At 64.1% G+C, this 14,479-nt stretch carries 9 protein-coding genes; 1 reads left to right on the top strand and 8 read right to left on the bottom strand.

The window, feature by feature from the left end; translation table 11 throughout:
* Nucleotides 1–10 precede the first annotated feature (10 nt).
* From FHT70_RS09450 to mutS, 3 genes are all read right to left on the bottom strand, one after another.
* Nucleotides 11–2,914: a [protein-PII] uridylyltransferase gene (locus FHT70_RS09450; RefSeq protein WP_183700517.1), complete on the bottom strand. Its 2,904-nt coding sequence runs from the start codon at nucleotides 2,912–2,914 to the stop codon at nucleotides 11–13.
* 125 nt (nucleotides 2,915–3,039) lie between these two features.
* Entirely contained in the window at nucleotides 3,040–3,315 is a 276-nt protein-coding gene (locus FHT70_RS09445; protein WP_085776730.1) for a hypothetical protein, read from the bottom strand.
* Between the two features lie 11 nt (nucleotides 3,316–3,326).
* On the bottom strand, nucleotides 3,327–6,053 hold the full coding sequence (gene mutS, locus FHT70_RS09440; protein ID WP_183700515.1) for a DNA mismatch repair protein MutS: 2,727 nt from the start codon (nucleotides 6,051–6,053) through the stop codon (nucleotides 3,327–3,329).
* A 113-nt stretch (nucleotides 6,054–6,166) separates the two neighbouring features.
* On the opposite strand from mutS, the gene FHT70_RS09435 reads away from it, so the two are divergent.
* Nucleotides 6,167–8,449, top strand: a complete 2,283-nt coding sequence (locus FHT70_RS09435; protein ID WP_183700513.1) for an NADP-dependent malic enzyme — start codon at nucleotides 6,167–6,169, stop codon at nucleotides 8,447–8,449.
* A gap of 225 nt (nucleotides 8,450–8,674) precedes the next feature.
* On the opposite strand, the gene FHT70_RS09430 is transcribed toward FHT70_RS09435, so the two are convergent.
* From FHT70_RS09430 to FHT70_RS09410, 5 genes are all read right to left on the bottom strand, one after another.
* Nucleotides 8,675–9,550, bottom strand: a complete 876-nt coding sequence (locus tag FHT70_RS09430; RefSeq protein ID WP_085776733.1) for a GNAT family N-acetyltransferase — start codon at nucleotides 9,548–9,550, stop codon at nucleotides 8,675–8,677.
* A gap of 110 nt (nucleotides 9,551–9,660) precedes the next feature.
* Nucleotides 9,661–11,943, bottom strand: coding sequence for an ATP-binding protein (locus tag FHT70_RS09425; RefSeq protein ID WP_183700511.1), 2,283 nt, complete (start codon nucleotides 11,941–11,943; stop codon nucleotides 9,661–9,663).
* A 55-nt stretch (nucleotides 11,944–11,998) separates the two neighbouring features.
* On the bottom strand, nucleotides 11,999–12,502 hold the full coding sequence (lspA, locus tag FHT70_RS09420; protein WP_085776735.1) for a signal peptidase II: 504 nt from the start codon (nucleotides 12,500–12,502) through the stop codon (nucleotides 11,999–12,001).
* Nucleotides 12,499–13,359 carry an RNA methyltransferase gene (locus tag FHT70_RS09415; protein WP_183700509.1) on the bottom strand — a complete coding sequence of 287 codons (861 nt, stop codon included), beginning with the start codon at nucleotides 13,357–13,359 and terminating at the stop codon, nucleotides 12,499–12,501. The genes lspA and FHT70_RS09415 overlap by 4 nt, the downstream gene beginning before the upstream one ends.
* Nucleotides 13,356–14,453: a class I SAM-dependent methyltransferase gene (locus FHT70_RS09410; protein ID WP_183700507.1), complete on the bottom strand. Its 1,098-nt coding sequence runs from the start codon at nucleotides 14,451–14,453 to the stop codon at nucleotides 13,356–13,358. The genes FHT70_RS09415 and FHT70_RS09410 overlap by 4 nt, the downstream gene beginning before the upstream one ends.
* Nucleotides 14,454–14,479 lie beyond the last annotated feature (26 nt).

The raw sequence follows: 14,479 nt of genomic DNA, 5'->3' as shown, positions 1-14,479 counted from the left end.
GCTTTGGGGCTCATGCGGGGGAATCGGCTTTCTTTTCGGCTGCGGGCGATGTTCGGGTGGCGGCGGGCGCGATGATGCCGGAGGGCATGCGCTCGCGCAGCTCGTCCTGCTCCTCCGCCATCACGGCCTTCATGCGGGCGGTGATATTGGCGCGCTTGCTGTCGCCCGATATCTTCTGACCCACGAGGTCGGTGACGTAGAAGGTGTCGATTACCTTCTCGCCGAAGGTGGTGATGCGCGCCGACTGGATATCGAGCGACAGATCGGAGAGCACGGCAGTGATCTCCGACAGCAGGCCCGGCCGGTCGAGGCATTCGACCTCGATGACCGTGAACTTGTTCGACAGGCTGTTGGTAATGTTGACCGAAGGCGGAATGTCGAAGGCCTTGCTTTTCTTGCGGTTACGCGTGCGCGTGGCGATAACCTCGGGCAGGCGCTTGCGGCCGGACAGCACGTTCTCGATCATGCGCCCGATTGTGCCGGCGCGGCGCAGTTCGTCGGCATCATCGGCAAATTCGCGGCTGACATGGATCGTATCGAGCGCCCGTCCGTCCGAGGTCGTGAAGATCTGCGCGTCGACGATGTTGGCGCCGGCCGCAGCACAGGCGCCGGCAATGACGGCGAGCAGCCGGGGGTGGTCGGGCGACAGCACGGTGATCTCAGTGATGGCGTGGAAACTGTCGGTGCGCACCATCGTGGCTAGCGCCTGGCCCGCCTTGTCGGCCTGGCGGATGAAATCGGCGTGGCGGAGCTGGTCTTCCAACGGCACCGAGAGCAGGTATGGCTGGTAATGCAGCTTGGTATAGGTGTTGCGGTCCTTCTGGCTCCAGTCGGATAGGGCGCCGCGCAACGCCTCGGCGGCGGCGTGGGCCCGCTCCTTGCGGGACACCTCCGAAAAGCCGCCGGCCAGCAGCAGCTCGGTCTCGTAATAGAGCGTGCGCAGAAGCTGGCCCTTCCAGCCGTTCCAGACGCCCGGGCCCACGGCGCGAATGTCGCAGATCGTCAGGATCAGAAGCATCTTCAGCCGGTCGAGCGACTGTACGCGGTCGGCAAAATCGATAATGGTCTTGCGATCGGTGAGGTCGCGGGTCTGCGCCACCATCGACATCGTCAGATGTTCCTCGATCAGCCAGACCACGAGTTCCGTCTGCTTCTGCGAGAGGCCGAAGCGGGCGCAGAGCTTGCGGGCGACGCGGGCGCCGGCAATTGAATGATCCTCCTGGCGGCCCTTAGCGATGTCATGGAGGAGAACGGCGAGATAGAGCGCCTCGCGGTCCTCGATTCCCGAGATCAGCTTGTTGGCGAGCGGATGCAGGTCCTCCGCTCGTGAATTGTCGATCTCCGAGAGAACTTCGACGGTGCGGATCAGATGCTCATCGACCGTATAATGATGATACATATTGAACTGCATCATCGCGACGATCTTGCCGAAATCGGGGATGAAACGGCCAAGCACGCCGGCCTCGTTCATCCGGCGCAGGATCAGCGCCGGGTCACGTTTCGACGTCAGGATCGACATGAAGAGACGGTTCGCCTCGTCGTTTTCCCTTAAGCTGTTGTCGATCAGGGCGAGTGAGCGGGTGACGCGTTTCAGCGCATCCGGATGGAATTCCAGCCCGGTTATGTCGGCGACGTGGAAGAGCCTGAGGATGCTGACCGGATCGCGCTTGAAGACATCGGCGTCGGCAAGAGCGATGCGGCCGCGGTCTTCGACGAATTCGACGCTGCCGGCAATCTTGCGGGTACGATGGGTAAAGCGACTGATGACGCCGGTGAGACCCGGGATCGACTTCGCCTGCTGGTCTTCGAGTGCGGCGCACAGAATGCGCGTGAGATCGCCGACATCCTTGGCCACGAGGAAATAGTGTTTCATGAAGCGCTCGACCGCCGAAAGGCCGGGGCGGGTGTGATAGCCGAATGCCTCGGCGATCTCGCGCTGGATGTCGAAGGACAGACGTTCCTCGGCCTTGCCCGTCAAGAAGTGCATATGGCAGCGCACGGCCCAGAGAAAATCATCCGCCTTCTGCAGAAGGCGATATTCGTGTTTCGACAGAACGCCGAGCTTGATCAGCTCCGCCTGGTCGCGCACGTGGTAGTAATATTTCGAGATCCAGAACAGCGTGTGCAGGTCGCGAAGCCCGCCCTTGCCTTCCTTGACGTTCGGCTCGACGAGGTAACGCGTGTCGCCCGCCTTGCGGTGGCGCTCGTCGCGTTCTGCTAGTTTGGCGGCGATGAATTCAGGCCCGGTTCCAGTGACGATCTCCTTGTCGAAACGGGCTTCGAGCTCGGTTTCCAGTCGCTGCAGGCCGCAAATATAACGCATCTCGAGGATCGCGGTACGGATCGTCATGTCCGACCTGGAAAGCGCGATGCATTCCTCCACCGTGCGGGTGGCGTGGCCGACCTTGAAGCCCATGTCCCAGAGCACGTAGAGCATGAATTCGACCGCCTTGTGCGTCTCCTCCGCCGGCCGCGGCGGGAAGAGGAAGAGCAGGTCGATATCGGAGCCCGGCGCCAGCGTGTCGCGGCCATAGCCGCCGACGGCGGTGACCGCGAATTTGTCCTTCTGCAGCGGGAAGATATGAGTGGTGGCGAAATTATAGAGGACGGTGATGATCTGGTCCTGCAGCCAGGAAATCCGATAGGCGCAATTGAGACCGCTTCCGTCGGCGGCAAGGGCCGCGCGCGCCTTCTGCCGGCCGTCCGTGCTCGCCCTTTTCAGCGCCGCGAGAAGATCGGCGCGCATGATGTCGGGCCGGTTTCGATTGGCTTCGGAAACGGCTTCACACTGCTTCTGCAGGAGTTCGGCGTCGAGGATCTCCGAGAAATCGAGGTTGCGCGTCGCGCTCACAGGGGCGGTTTCCTGTTCATGCCGGGCTGCCTGATTGGGGCTCGCCTCACGTTTCGTCTGCATGCGCTATAACCTCTTTGCCCGGCGATTGACACGGGCCTTCATACTGCAAGAACCTTTAAATTTGGCGAAATGGTGTTGCCAATGCCGCGATGCGGGACGCTCTGCCGCAAACCTTCCGTAAAGTCTCAGTCTGCGGCCTGCGCATGCAGCGAATACAGCACCTGCCGGGTCTCGCGCTGGATCTCCTCGAGCGTCGCCCTGTCGCACTCGCGGTAGCCCGCCTTGGCAATCGACGTTCCGAGTTCGGAGATCATAGCGCAGGAGCGGGTGATTTTCAGCAGGCCGATCGGCGATGTCCAGCCGCGGGCGTTGCGATCTTTGTCGGCGCGCCGCATCGTGTCGAGCATGGAGCAGATGAGCGAGAGGCGCTCGGTTTCGCGAACCAGCTTCTCCATGAACATGGACTGCGCTCCTATTTCAGCTTTTTCTTGAGATCGTAAAGCGCATCCAGCGCCTCGCGCGGCGTCATGTCGTCGAGGCTCATCGCCTTCAGCGCCTCCTCGACCTTCGATGGGCCGCGAGAAGTGTCTTCTCGCCTCACCGCCACCTGGAAGAGCGGCAGATCGTCGATCAGCTGGCTCGCCGGGTTCTTGCGGTCGGCATCTTCGAGGCGGGTGAGCACGTCGCGGGCCCGCGCCACGACCGAGGCCGGAAGCCCGGCGAGGCGGGCGACCTGGATGCCGTAGGAACGATCGGCCGCACCCGGCCCGACCTCGTGGAGAAAGATGACATCGCCGTCCCATTCCTTGACGCGCATCGTGGCGTTCGATAGCCGGCCAAGCTTTTCCGACAGCACGGTCAGCTCGTGGAAATGCGTGGCGAAGAGGCCGCGGCAGCGATTGGCCTCATGCAGGTGCTCGACGGCGGCCCAGGCGATCGACAGACCGTCGAAGGTGGCGGTGCCGCGGCCGATTTCGTCGAGGATGACGAGGGAGCGGTCGCTCGCCTGGTTGAGAATGGCAGCCGTTTCCACCATCTCGACCATGAAGGTGGAGCGTCCGCGCGCCAGATCGTCGGAGGCGCCGACGCGCGAGAACAGACGGTCGACGACGCCGATATGGGCCGATGTCGCCGGCACGAAGGAGCCCATCTGCGCCAGGATCGCGATCAAGGCGTTCTGGCGCAGGAAGGTCGATTTGCCGCCCATGTTCGGGCCGGTCAGCAGCCAGATCGCCCCATCCTTGTCGCCGGTCTTCGGCGACAGATCGCAATTGTTGGCGACGAAGGGGCCGCCCGCCTGCCGGCGCAGCGCCTGTTCGACGACCGGATGGCGCCCGCCTTCGATCGCAAACATTTTCGAGCCGTCGACCTGCGGTCGGCAATAGGCCTGCTCTTCGGCAAGCAGCGCCAGGCCTGCGGCGACGTCGATCACGGCAAGCGCCCGCGCACCGGATTTGATCGCTTCGGCTTCAGCGACCACGGCCGTCGTCATCCTGTCGAAGGCGTCGAGTTCGATCGTCAGCGCTCGGTCTGCGGCGTTGGCGATACGGCTTTCGAGATCGGCAAGCTCGGTGGTGGTGAAGCGCATGGCGCTCGCCATCGTCTGGCGATGGATGAAGCGGGCCTTCGCCTCCGCCGTCTCCGTCATCGGGGCGGCATTGCCGGCGGTCACCTCGATGAAATAGCCGAGGATATTGTTGTGCTTGATCTTCAGCGCCCGGATGCCGGTTTCCTCGGCATATTGCAGTTGCAGTCCGGCGATGACGCGGCGTGACTGGTCGCGCAGCGCCCGAACCTCGTCAAGCTCGGCGCTCGCGCCATCGCGCAGGAAACCGCCGTCTCGTTTCAACAGCGGCAATTCATCGGCGAGCGTCTCGGCGAGCAGTTCGTACAGCGGCGCGGGAAGCGCTTTCAGGCCGGACAGCGCCTCGCCGAGCTCATCAGGCAGCATGGCGGTTGCGAGCATCTCCGCAACACCCTCGGCGGCTTGCAGCCCCTGGCGGATCGCAGCGAGATCGCGTGGCCCGCCGCGGTCGAGCGCCAGGCGGGAGAGCGCGCGCGGCATATCGGGCACATGTTTCAGCGTGTCGCGCAGCCTGCCGCAGAGCGAGGGCTCCTCGATCAGGAAGCCGATCGAATCGAGTCGCGCATTGATGCGGACAGGATCGGTGAGCGGCGACATCAGCCGCTCGGCCAGAAGCCGCGCGCCGCCGCCGGTGACGGTACGGTCGATCGCCTTCAAGAGCGAACCGTTGCGATCTCCCGACAGAGTTCGGGCAAGCTCCAGATTGGCGCGGGTGGCCGGGTCGATGAACAGCGTTGAAGCGGCGCTTTCCCGCTCGGGCTTGCCAAGCGGCGGCCGCTCGGCGATCTGCGTCTTCTCGACATAGGCGACGGCGGCTGCGGCCGCCGCCAGCTCGGCGCGCGAGAAGCTGCCGAAGCCGTCAAGCGTCGAGACGCCGAAATAGCGTGCGATCCGGCCTTCGGCGCTGGCGCTGTCGAAGAGCACGGAAGGCTGTGGCACCGCCGTGCGGCCAAGCACGTCGAAGACCGGCTTGAGCTCGGCATCGTGGAAGATCGTGTCGGGCAGGATCAATTCGCGCGGATCGATGCGCAGGATATCGGCAAGCAGCCGCGAGGCTTCCGTCTCGGCAAGCCGGAAGACGCCTGTGGAAATATCGATCCAGGCGAGCGCCAGCTGCGGCTCGCCGCCGCCGCGGATGCGGGCAAGCGCCATCAGATAGTTGGATTCCGAGGGTGAAAGCAGCTTTTCCTCGGTGATCGTGCCGGGCGTGACGAGGCGGATCACGTCACGCTTGACGACCGATTTGCCACCGCGTTTTTTCGCTTCGGCCGGATCCTCGATCTGTTCGCAGACGGCGACCCGGAAGCCGAGCGAAATCAGCTTCTGCAGATAGTCGTCGGCCGCATGCACGGGCACGCCGCACATCGGGATATCCTGGCCCATGTGCTGGCCGCGCTTCGTCAGCGTGATGCCGAGCGCGCGGGAGGCTTCCAGCGCATCCTCGAAGAAGAGCTCGTAGAAGTCGCCCATGCGATAGAACAGCAGCGAACCCGGATTGTTCGCCTTGATCTCGATATATTGCTCCATCATCGGCGTCGCGGAGGCACGGCTTTCCGCCGTGGCGAGCTCGGCAGCCGAAAAGGCTTCATTCCCAATGTCTATTCGTGCGTTCACGGAGGCGCAGTTTTTCCCAAAAAAACAGGTGCCAACCCTATCCGCGCGCCGCTATAGATGACAACTGCATTTGAGGAAGAGCGAAGCGTCGCCCACAGGACGTTGGAGGATTTATGCCCGATATTGATAAGAAGGACCGGCCGGTGACCTCGGTGACCGATCAGGAGGCGCTCGATTTTCACGCCATGGGCCGCCCCGGCAAGCTGGAGATCAACCCGACCAAGCCGATGGCGACGCAGCGCGACCTCTCGCTTGCCTATTCCCCGGGTGTCGCCGTTCCGGTCAAGGCGATCGCCGCCGATCCGCAGGCCGCCTATGACTATACGGCGCGCGGCAACATGGTCGCCGTCATATCAAACGGCACGGCCATTCTCGGCCTCGGCAATCTCGGTGCGCTTGCTTCCAAGCCGGTCATGGAGGGCAAGTCGGTGCTCTTCAAGCGCTTCGCCGACGTCGATTCCATCGACCTCGAAATCGACACGGAAAATGTCGACGAGTTCATCAACTGCGTCCGCTTCCTGGGCCCCTCCTTCGGCGGCATCAATCTTGAGGATATCAAGGCGCCGGACTGCTTTGTGATCGAGAGCCGGCTGCGCGAGCTGATGGACATTCCCGTCTTCCATGACGACCAGCACGGCACGGCGATCATCGCCGCCGCCGGCCTGATCAACGCGCTGGAACTGACCGGCCGCGACCTGAAGACGACGAAGCTCGTCTGCAATGGCGCCGGCGCTGCGGCGATCGCCTGCGTCGAACTCATCAAGGCGATGGGCTTTGCGCCCGAAAACATCATCCTCTGCGATACCAAGGGCGTCATCTACCAGGGCCGCACCGAAGGCATGAACCAGTGGAAATCGGCGCATGCGGCAAAGACCGATGCGCGCACGCTGGAAGAGGCGATGAACGGCGCCGACGTGATTTTCGGCCTGTCGCAGAAAGGCGCCTTCTCGGCCGAGATGATCCGTTCGATGGCCGACCGGCCGATCATCTTCGCCATGGCCAATCCCGATCCGGAGATCACACCGGAGGAGGTCGCCCGCATCCGCGACGACGCCATCATGGCAACGGGCCGCTCGGATTACCCGAATCAAGTCAACAACGTCCTCGGCTTTCCCTATATCTTCCGCGGCGCCCTCGATGTGCGCGCCTCCACGATCAACGACGCGATGAAGATCGCCGCCGTCAAGGCGCTGGCAAACCTTGCCCGTGAGGACGTGCCGGATGACGTGGTTGCCGCCTACCAGGGCAACCGGCCGCGTTTCGGGCCGCAATATATTATTCCCGTTCCCTTCGATCCGCGGCTGATCTCGGCCATCCCGGTGGCTGTCGCAGAAGCCGCGATCGAAAGCGGCGTAGCCCGCAAGGTCATTACCGACATGGCCGGGTACGCACGCGAGCTTTCGGCGCGCCGCGATCCCATCGCTTCGACGCTTGCCAGCCTCTACGAACGTGTCCGCCGCCGCCCGAAGCGGATCGTCTTTGCCGAGGCCGAGGAAGAACAGGTGCTGCGCGCCGCCATGTCCTACGCCAACCAGCAGCTCGGCACCGCCATCCTGCTCGGCCGCGAGGATCTGATCCGGGCGACGGCGGAGCGCGCCGGCATCGACCTCAACCGGCCCGGCTTCGATATCGTCAATGCCCGCATCTCCACCCGGGTCGAAGCCTATATCGATTACCTCTATGCCAGATTGCAGCGGCGCGGCTACCTCCACCGCGATGCCCAGCGCCTGATCCACAACGACCGCAACCACTTCGCCGCCACGATGGTGGCGCTCGGCGACGCCGACGGCATGGTGACGGGCATCACCCGCAACTATTCCACCGCGCTCGAGGATGTGCGCCGCTGCATCGACGAGAAGCCCGGCCACCGCGTCATCGGCGTGTCGCTGGCGCTCTGCCGCGGCCGCACGGTCTTTGTCGCCGACACGGCGGTGCATGACATGCCGACCGCCGAAGAGCTTGCCGATATCGCCGAAGAAGCTGCCGGTCTCGCACGGCGCATGGGGTATCAGCCGCGGGTCGCCATGCTTGCCTATTCCACCTTCGGCCATCCCTCCGGCGAACGCTCCGAGCGGGTGCGCGAAGCGGTCAAGATCCTCGACCGGCGCCGCGTCGATTTCGAATATGACGGCGAGATGGCTGCCGATGTGGCGCTGAACCGCAAGGTGATGGAGCAATATCCCTTCTGCCGGCTCTCCGGCCCCGCCAACGTCCTCGTCATGCCGGCCTTCCACTCGGCCTCTATCTCGACCAAGATGCTGCAGGAACTCGGCGGCTCCACGGTCATCGGCCCGATCCTCGTCGGCCTCGACAAGCCGGTGCAGATCACCTCGATGGGCGCCAAGGACAGCGATATCGTCAACATGGCGGCGATCGCCGCCTATGGCGGGTCATAAGGCCATCTGCCCGCACAGCGAGATATTCAGTGACCAGGGAGATCGGCGAGATCAGCCCCTCATCCGCCTGTCGGCACCTTCTCCCCGTTTGCGGGGCGAAGGGGATATGCCGCGATCTCTCCGCCCCATCCACGGCTCGTGCGGCAAGTCCCCTCTCCCCGTCAGAACGGGGAGAGGGTTAGGGTGAGGGGCAGCACTGGCAATCTCTGCTTCGCCTGACTGCAATCAGCTTGCGAAGCGACCGGCGTCGGCGCCGTAGTAGTTCAGGTAGCGGTCGGAAATGCTGGAGATCGGCAGCACGATCAGCACGTCGGTCGTGTTGAAGGCATGATCGATGACGGCGCTGGAGCCGACCATTGCGCCGAGTCTGAGGTAGCCCTTGATCAGCGGCGGCAGGGCCATCAGCGCCCGCTTCGGGTTGACGGCCTCGGCCGGCATCAGATCCATGTTGCGGGCGAGATGCGGCAGTGCGCCGATGGCCCATTCGTCTTTCGCCAGCACATTGTGGTAGAGGAAGGACAGCGCCAGTGCGTGGCTTTCGAGATAGACGCCGGGGAACGAGGCGCAGCCGAACATGGCGCTCACGCCGTGCTTCAATGCATAAGCCCAGTTGCCCTGCCAGAGAAGCTCAACGGTGCGTTTGGTGCGGTATTCCGGCAGCACGCAGGAACGCCCGAGCTCCATGAAGCGCTTGTCCGGGTGCCTGGCGAGGAGGCTCTCGATTTCGAATTCGGAAGCCGAATAAAAACCGCCATTGGCGATCGCGACATCCTGGCGCAGCAGCCGGTAGGTGCCGACGATCTGATCTTCCGGATCACCTTCGAGCGAGCGGTCGAGAACGAGAAGATGGTCGCAGACAGCGTCATAGGCATCGAAATCGCGTTCGCGCCGCATGGCTTCCGGCGGCAGCTGCGCCTTCATTTCTTTGACGAAGACGCGGTAGCGCACGGCCTGGGCCGCATCGATCTCGCGTGCCGTGCGGGCAAGGCGGGTTTCGAGATTGCCGATCCGGCCGAGGATGTCGCCGTCTTGCTGCGCAGCCGTCGACGGCCGCGCAGCCTCCGCGGTAACGTCACAATTCAGGATGTCGATGGAGGACATGGCGATTCTCCCGTTGCCGGCTTATCGACGCCATAAAACACTTCTGTGCGACAGGAAAGTGACATATTGAATTTCCCGGCGCAAGCAGCCTGCGCAGTCAATTCAGCGACCTACCGCGCTTCTGCCCGTCGGGCGGAAAGGGCGGCGATCGCCTGAACTTCCGTCAGCAGCCGCACCGGATCGACCGGCTTTACCATCACGCGGTTGGCGCCATTGAGCAAGACCTGGCGGCGCGACTCGTCGCTCTTGTCGGCGGTGAGCACGATCACCGGCACCGGGTCAAGATCGAGCCGCCTTTCGTGGCCGCGCAGCCGCCCCAGCATGTCGATGCCGTTGCCGCCGGGCATCGACAGATCGCTGATGATGATGTCTGGCCGCGCGCTCGCCTCGCCGAGCGCGCAATCGAGGAGTGTGTCGAAATCCTCGACATGGTGCACCTTGTGTCCGCCCTTTTCCAGGACGACGCGCACCAGCATCGCATTGATCGGATCGTCCTCGCCGAGCAGGATGTGCAGGCCGTGTGCGGCCACCATGGTTTCGGCCATCGGCGGTCCGAAACCCGGCTGGTTGTCGTTCAGCGCGTCGCGCTTCTCCATGCCGCGCATGCGCCCGCGCAGCACATCGATCAGCGACTGTTCGCGCAGAGGCCGGATGAGCCAGGCATCGAACAGGTCGAGCGGATGGGCGCTGCGCTCTTCGGGATTGACGAGCAGGACCTTGCGCAGGCCAAGGGCAGCGATTTCGGCGCGATCGGCGAGATGCGCTGAAAATTCCGCCGACATGCGATGATCGACGATAATATCGGTCGGCCGGCGGCTGCCGCTTGCCATTCCGAGCAGCTTCGCGCGCGCAGCCTCGCCGCTGTCGACAAGATGGCAGGTGCCGCCGAGCACGGTGATCGTTTCGGCAATGGCGGAGCGGGCCGCCCCTGCCGGCGCCAGCAGCACGACGCTGTTGCCGGCAAGCAGCGTGTTTCGCCGTTCGGAGCGCTCGCTGTCGAGTTCAATGGGGAAGCGTATGGTGAATGTGCTGCCTTTGCCCTTTTCGCTGGTGACCGTCAAGGCGCCGTCGAATTCGCGCATGATGCGGGCGGAGATGGCAAGGCCGAGCCCGGTGCCGCCGCTCTTGTCGGCAACGTTTCCACCTTGTTCGAACTCGCCGAAGACGCGCGCCAGCTCCTCCGCCGTCATGCCCGGACCCGTGTCGGTGACGGTAATCAGCAGGTTGCCGGCATCGAGCGATACGCGGATGAAAACGCCGCCGGCCTGCGTGAATTTGACAGCATTGCCGATGACGTTGAACAGAACCTGGCGCAGCCGCGCCGCATCGAAGCTCATTTTCTCCGGAACGTCTGACGACACGGTGGCGCCGATCTCGATCCCCTTTTCATGCGCCCGGTGGGCGAGCATTTCGACGACGCTTTCGAGAAGCTTCCGCAGCGATTCCGAGCGCGGGTGAAGCTCGAAACGGCCGACTTCGATGGTGGAAAAATCGAGCAGATCCTCGACAAGCTGCGTCAAGGCGTGGCCGGATTGGCGGATGTTGGCGAGATAATTCTGCTGTTCCTGCGTCAGCCGCGTTTCCGCGAGCAGGTGCGTCATGCCGAGAATGCCCGAAAGCGGCGTGCGCACCTCGTGGCTGACGGTTGCAAGCAGTCGGGATTTCGCGGCGCTGTTATACTCGGCTTTCTGGCGGGCCGACTCGCGGCTCTGCGCGACGAGCCGCTCCTCCGTCACATCACGGGCAACACTCTGCAGCAGCAGGTGGCCGCTGCCCGGATCGCGGGTGACCACGTCGCGCCACAGGAAAATACGCTGGCCTTCCGGCGTCGATATCTCGACGTCGTAGCAGTGCGGGATCGGCCCGGGACGGAAGGCAATCCCGATCTCTTCGCAGGTCCGCCCTTCCGGGCGCAGCCGGCCGGTCAGACGGCGAAAGGTGTCGTTGGCCGAGATGATGCGACGGTCCATGGCACGGGTGAGGGTGATGTCGCCGAGCACGTCATGCACCTCGGCGAAGAGCTTCGCGCCATCATCGCCGTTCGGAGCGGATCGACCGGCGGGCTGCCTGCTTCTCTGCCGGCGTACCATCAGCACGGCGTAACAGGCGATGACGGCAAGGCCGAGAGCGACGAGACCGCCCGAAAGGAGCAACGGCTCGCCGGCATGGGCGAGCAGCGTCAGGACCATCGCGGCCAGAAAGCCGGCGCCGCTCAGCCAGTAGAACAGCAGGCGCCGCGTCGCTGCAGGCCCTGATAGGGCAGCAGCCCCCGTGCGCGCTGTCGATGCTCCGGGACGCGAAGAGGTTTCCTCCGTCCGCTCCTGATGCGGCTTGACGGCGGTTCCGCCGAAGGCGGCGGACAATCTTTCCTGCAACTGTCCCAGACTCTGCATGGTATCTGGATAACATGAGGCTTATTCCGAATGCCTTCAGGAATTCGATAAGATTTTAGCGGCCGGCCTTTTTCGGCAGCAGCAGCTCCTCGAGGATGACGCAGCCGGCGCCGATGGTGATGAAACTGTCGGCGAGATTGAACACGGCGAAAGACCAGCTTTCGGTGTAGAAGAGGATGTAGTCGATCACATGTCCGTAGGCGAAGCGATCGACAAGATTGCCGATCGCACCGGCAATGATCAGCGCATAGCCGAGATGCGCGAGCCAGCGGTCTTTTGCCGTGCGGTACCACAGCCAGATGACGAAGGCGACGATGACGAGCCGCATGCCGACGATGATCCAGCCGTCCATGCCCTCCAGCATCGAAAAGGCGACGCCGAGATTGTAGGTGCGGTAGAGCGCCAGCATCGGGATGACGGGAACGGCTTCCTGCAGCGGCAGGGTATGATCGACGGCGATCTTGACGACCTGGTCGATGAGAACGGCGAGAAGGATGAAAATCAGGATCGGCGCCGGGCGCGAAAACAGCGCGGGGCGTGCATGCGTCGGTTCGGTCATTTGCCCTCGGCAAGTGAAAGGAGATGGCGGCGCGCCTCGAAAAGCATGACGGCAGTGGCGACGGCGAGGTTCAGGGAGTCGGCGCGGCCCTGCTGCGGGATCCGCGCGAGCGCATCGGCCTCCCTGGCGAGCTGGTCCGGCAGGCCGGATTGTTCGTTGCCCATCAGGAGGACCGTGGGCTTCTTGCGGTAGTCGATCGTGCGATAGTCGACCGCGCCGGCCAGATGGGTGGCGACGATGGAAACGCCGGCCGATTTCCGCCAGGCCAGGAACTCCTCCGGCGTCGCCCGCGCGACTGGAACGGCGAAGACCGAGCCCATGGTTGCCCGCACGGTCTCCAGCGAGAAGGGATCGGTCGTCTCGCCGATGAGAATGATGCCGGCCGCGCCGGCCGCATCGGCCGTCCGGATGATGGTGCCGAGATTGCCCGGATCGCGCACGCGGTCGAGCGCCACCCACGTCTCACCCTCCTGCGGCCGGATGCCCTTGAGCGGCGTCCAGCGCTGCTCGAAGATGCCGACGACCATTTGCGGGTTGTCGCGCCGGGTGATCGCGGCAATCACCTTTTCGCTGACTTCGAGCACCAGCCCGCCCGAGGCGACGGTCCTTGCCGCCATCTGCTCGACCAGCGGCTTACCCTTGGCGGCCTTGGCATAGACCAGCGTGCGGATCGTCCAGCCGAGCTCGATTGCATCGATGACGAGCTTCAGCCCTTCGGCGAGGAAAGTCCCGCTTTCCTCCCGCGACTTCTTGTTGGTCAGCGCCTTGATGTCCTTGATGATCGGATTGGCGAGCGAGGTGACTTCCTTCACCTGCCCGACCCTGCGTGGCCCGTGATCGTGGAAGTCCTTGCTCATTGCGGCACCCAGCGCGAAAAGAGGGAGGTGGAAAGCGCCCGGCCCGCAGTCCGGCCATCCGTGCCGGCCTCGCGAATGACCAGTTCGCCGGATTCGACCGCGCCGCCGGCGCCGCGCATCGTTTCGCGCATCAGTTCGTGGATCGAATAGAAGCTGGCGCGGATCGAATAGGCCGTCAGCACCAGGCCGACTGCCCTCGGGGAGAGGATTTCGCGGCAGACATCGAGCATCAGCGGCAGATGCTCGAAGAGATGCCAGACTTCGCCGTTGGGGCCGCGGCCGAATTTCGGCGGATCGGTGAGGATGATGTCGTATTGGCTGCCGCGGCGTTCCTCGCGCAGGATGAATTTCATCGCATCCTCGCAGATCCAGCGGATCGGCAGCTTCTCCATGCGCCCGAGCGCCTGGTTCTCGCGCGCCCAGCCGATCGCCTTCTTCGACGCGTCGACATGGGTGACCTCGGCGCCGGCAGCGGCGGCGACCAGCGACGCGACCCCGGTATAACCGAAGAGGTTCAGCACTTTCAGCGGTCGGCCGACCCTTTCGACAGCCTCCTTCATCCAGCTCCAATGGACGATCTGCTCGGGAAAGACACCGACGTGACGGAACGAGGTGAAGCGGCCGAGGAAATCGACGCCGAGCAGGTTGAGCGGCCAGGTCTCGCCGAGCGCCTCCCTCGGGAAGCGCCAGCGGCCGGTGCCTTCCTCGTCGGTATCGCCGGTGAACACGGCATCCACCTTCTCCCAGATCTGCGGCGCCAGCGAAGGCCGCCACAGCGCCTGAGCTTCCGGGCGGATGATGCGGTAGGGGCCATATTGCTCCAGCTTCTGGCCGTCGCCGCTGTCGATCAGGTGGAAATCGCCGGCGCCGAGCGATTCGAGAATGACAGGCACGCGCTCCGCCGGCCGATCGCCGCTGCGCGTCATGAGCGGGCGCGAAACCGCAGCCGGCGTCGCACTCTCGCGAACCGTATCGCGTGTGGCCGCGGGACGTGCCACGGGCTTCGGTGCTCGGCCGGCCCGATCGTCCCTGCGGCTTTCACCGGCGGGACCTGATGTCTTCTTCTGGCCCGGCCGGCGTTCTCTTTGTTTCACGTGCTCTTCCGCGTCTCTGTCGGTTT

The sequence above is a fragment of the Rhizobium sp. BK049 genome (genome assembly GCF_014193135.1).
Lineage (GTDB): Bacteria > Pseudomonadota > Alphaproteobacteria > Rhizobiales > Rhizobiaceae > Rhizobium.
This window is presented reverse-complemented; position numbering and strand designations above follow the sequence as displayed.

What these genes read in the sequence shown, in the direction of transcription:
- FHT70_RS09415 (WP_183700509.1), bottom strand. Translation starts at nt 13,359, where the DNA reads ATGAGCAAGGACTTCCACGATCACGGGCCACGCAGGGTCGGGCAGGTG.
- lspA (WP_085776735.1), bottom strand. Translation starts at nt 12,502, where the DNA reads ATGACCGAACCGACGCATGCACGCCCCGCGCTGTTTTCGCGCCCGGCG.
- FHT70_RS09425 (WP_183700511.1), bottom strand. Translation starts at nt 11,943, where the DNA reads ATGCAGAGTCTGGGACAGTTGCAGGAAAGATTGTCCGCCGCCTTCGGC.
- FHT70_RS09450 (WP_183700517.1), bottom strand. Translation starts at nt 2,914, where the DNA reads ATGCAGACGAAACGTGAGGCGAGCCCCAATCAGGCAGCCCGGCATGAA.
- FHT70_RS09445 (WP_085776730.1), bottom strand. Translation starts at nt 3,315, where the DNA reads ATGTTCATGGAGAAGCTGGTTCGCGAAACCGAGCGCCTCTCGCTCATC.
- FHT70_RS09435 (WP_183700513.1), top strand. Translation starts at nt 6,167, where the DNA reads ATGCCCGATATTGATAAGAAGGACCGGCCGGTGACCTCGGTGACCGAT.
- FHT70_RS09430 (WP_085776733.1), bottom strand. Translation starts at nt 9,550, where the DNA reads ATGTCCTCCATCGACATCCTGAATTGTGACGTTACCGCGGAGGCTGCG.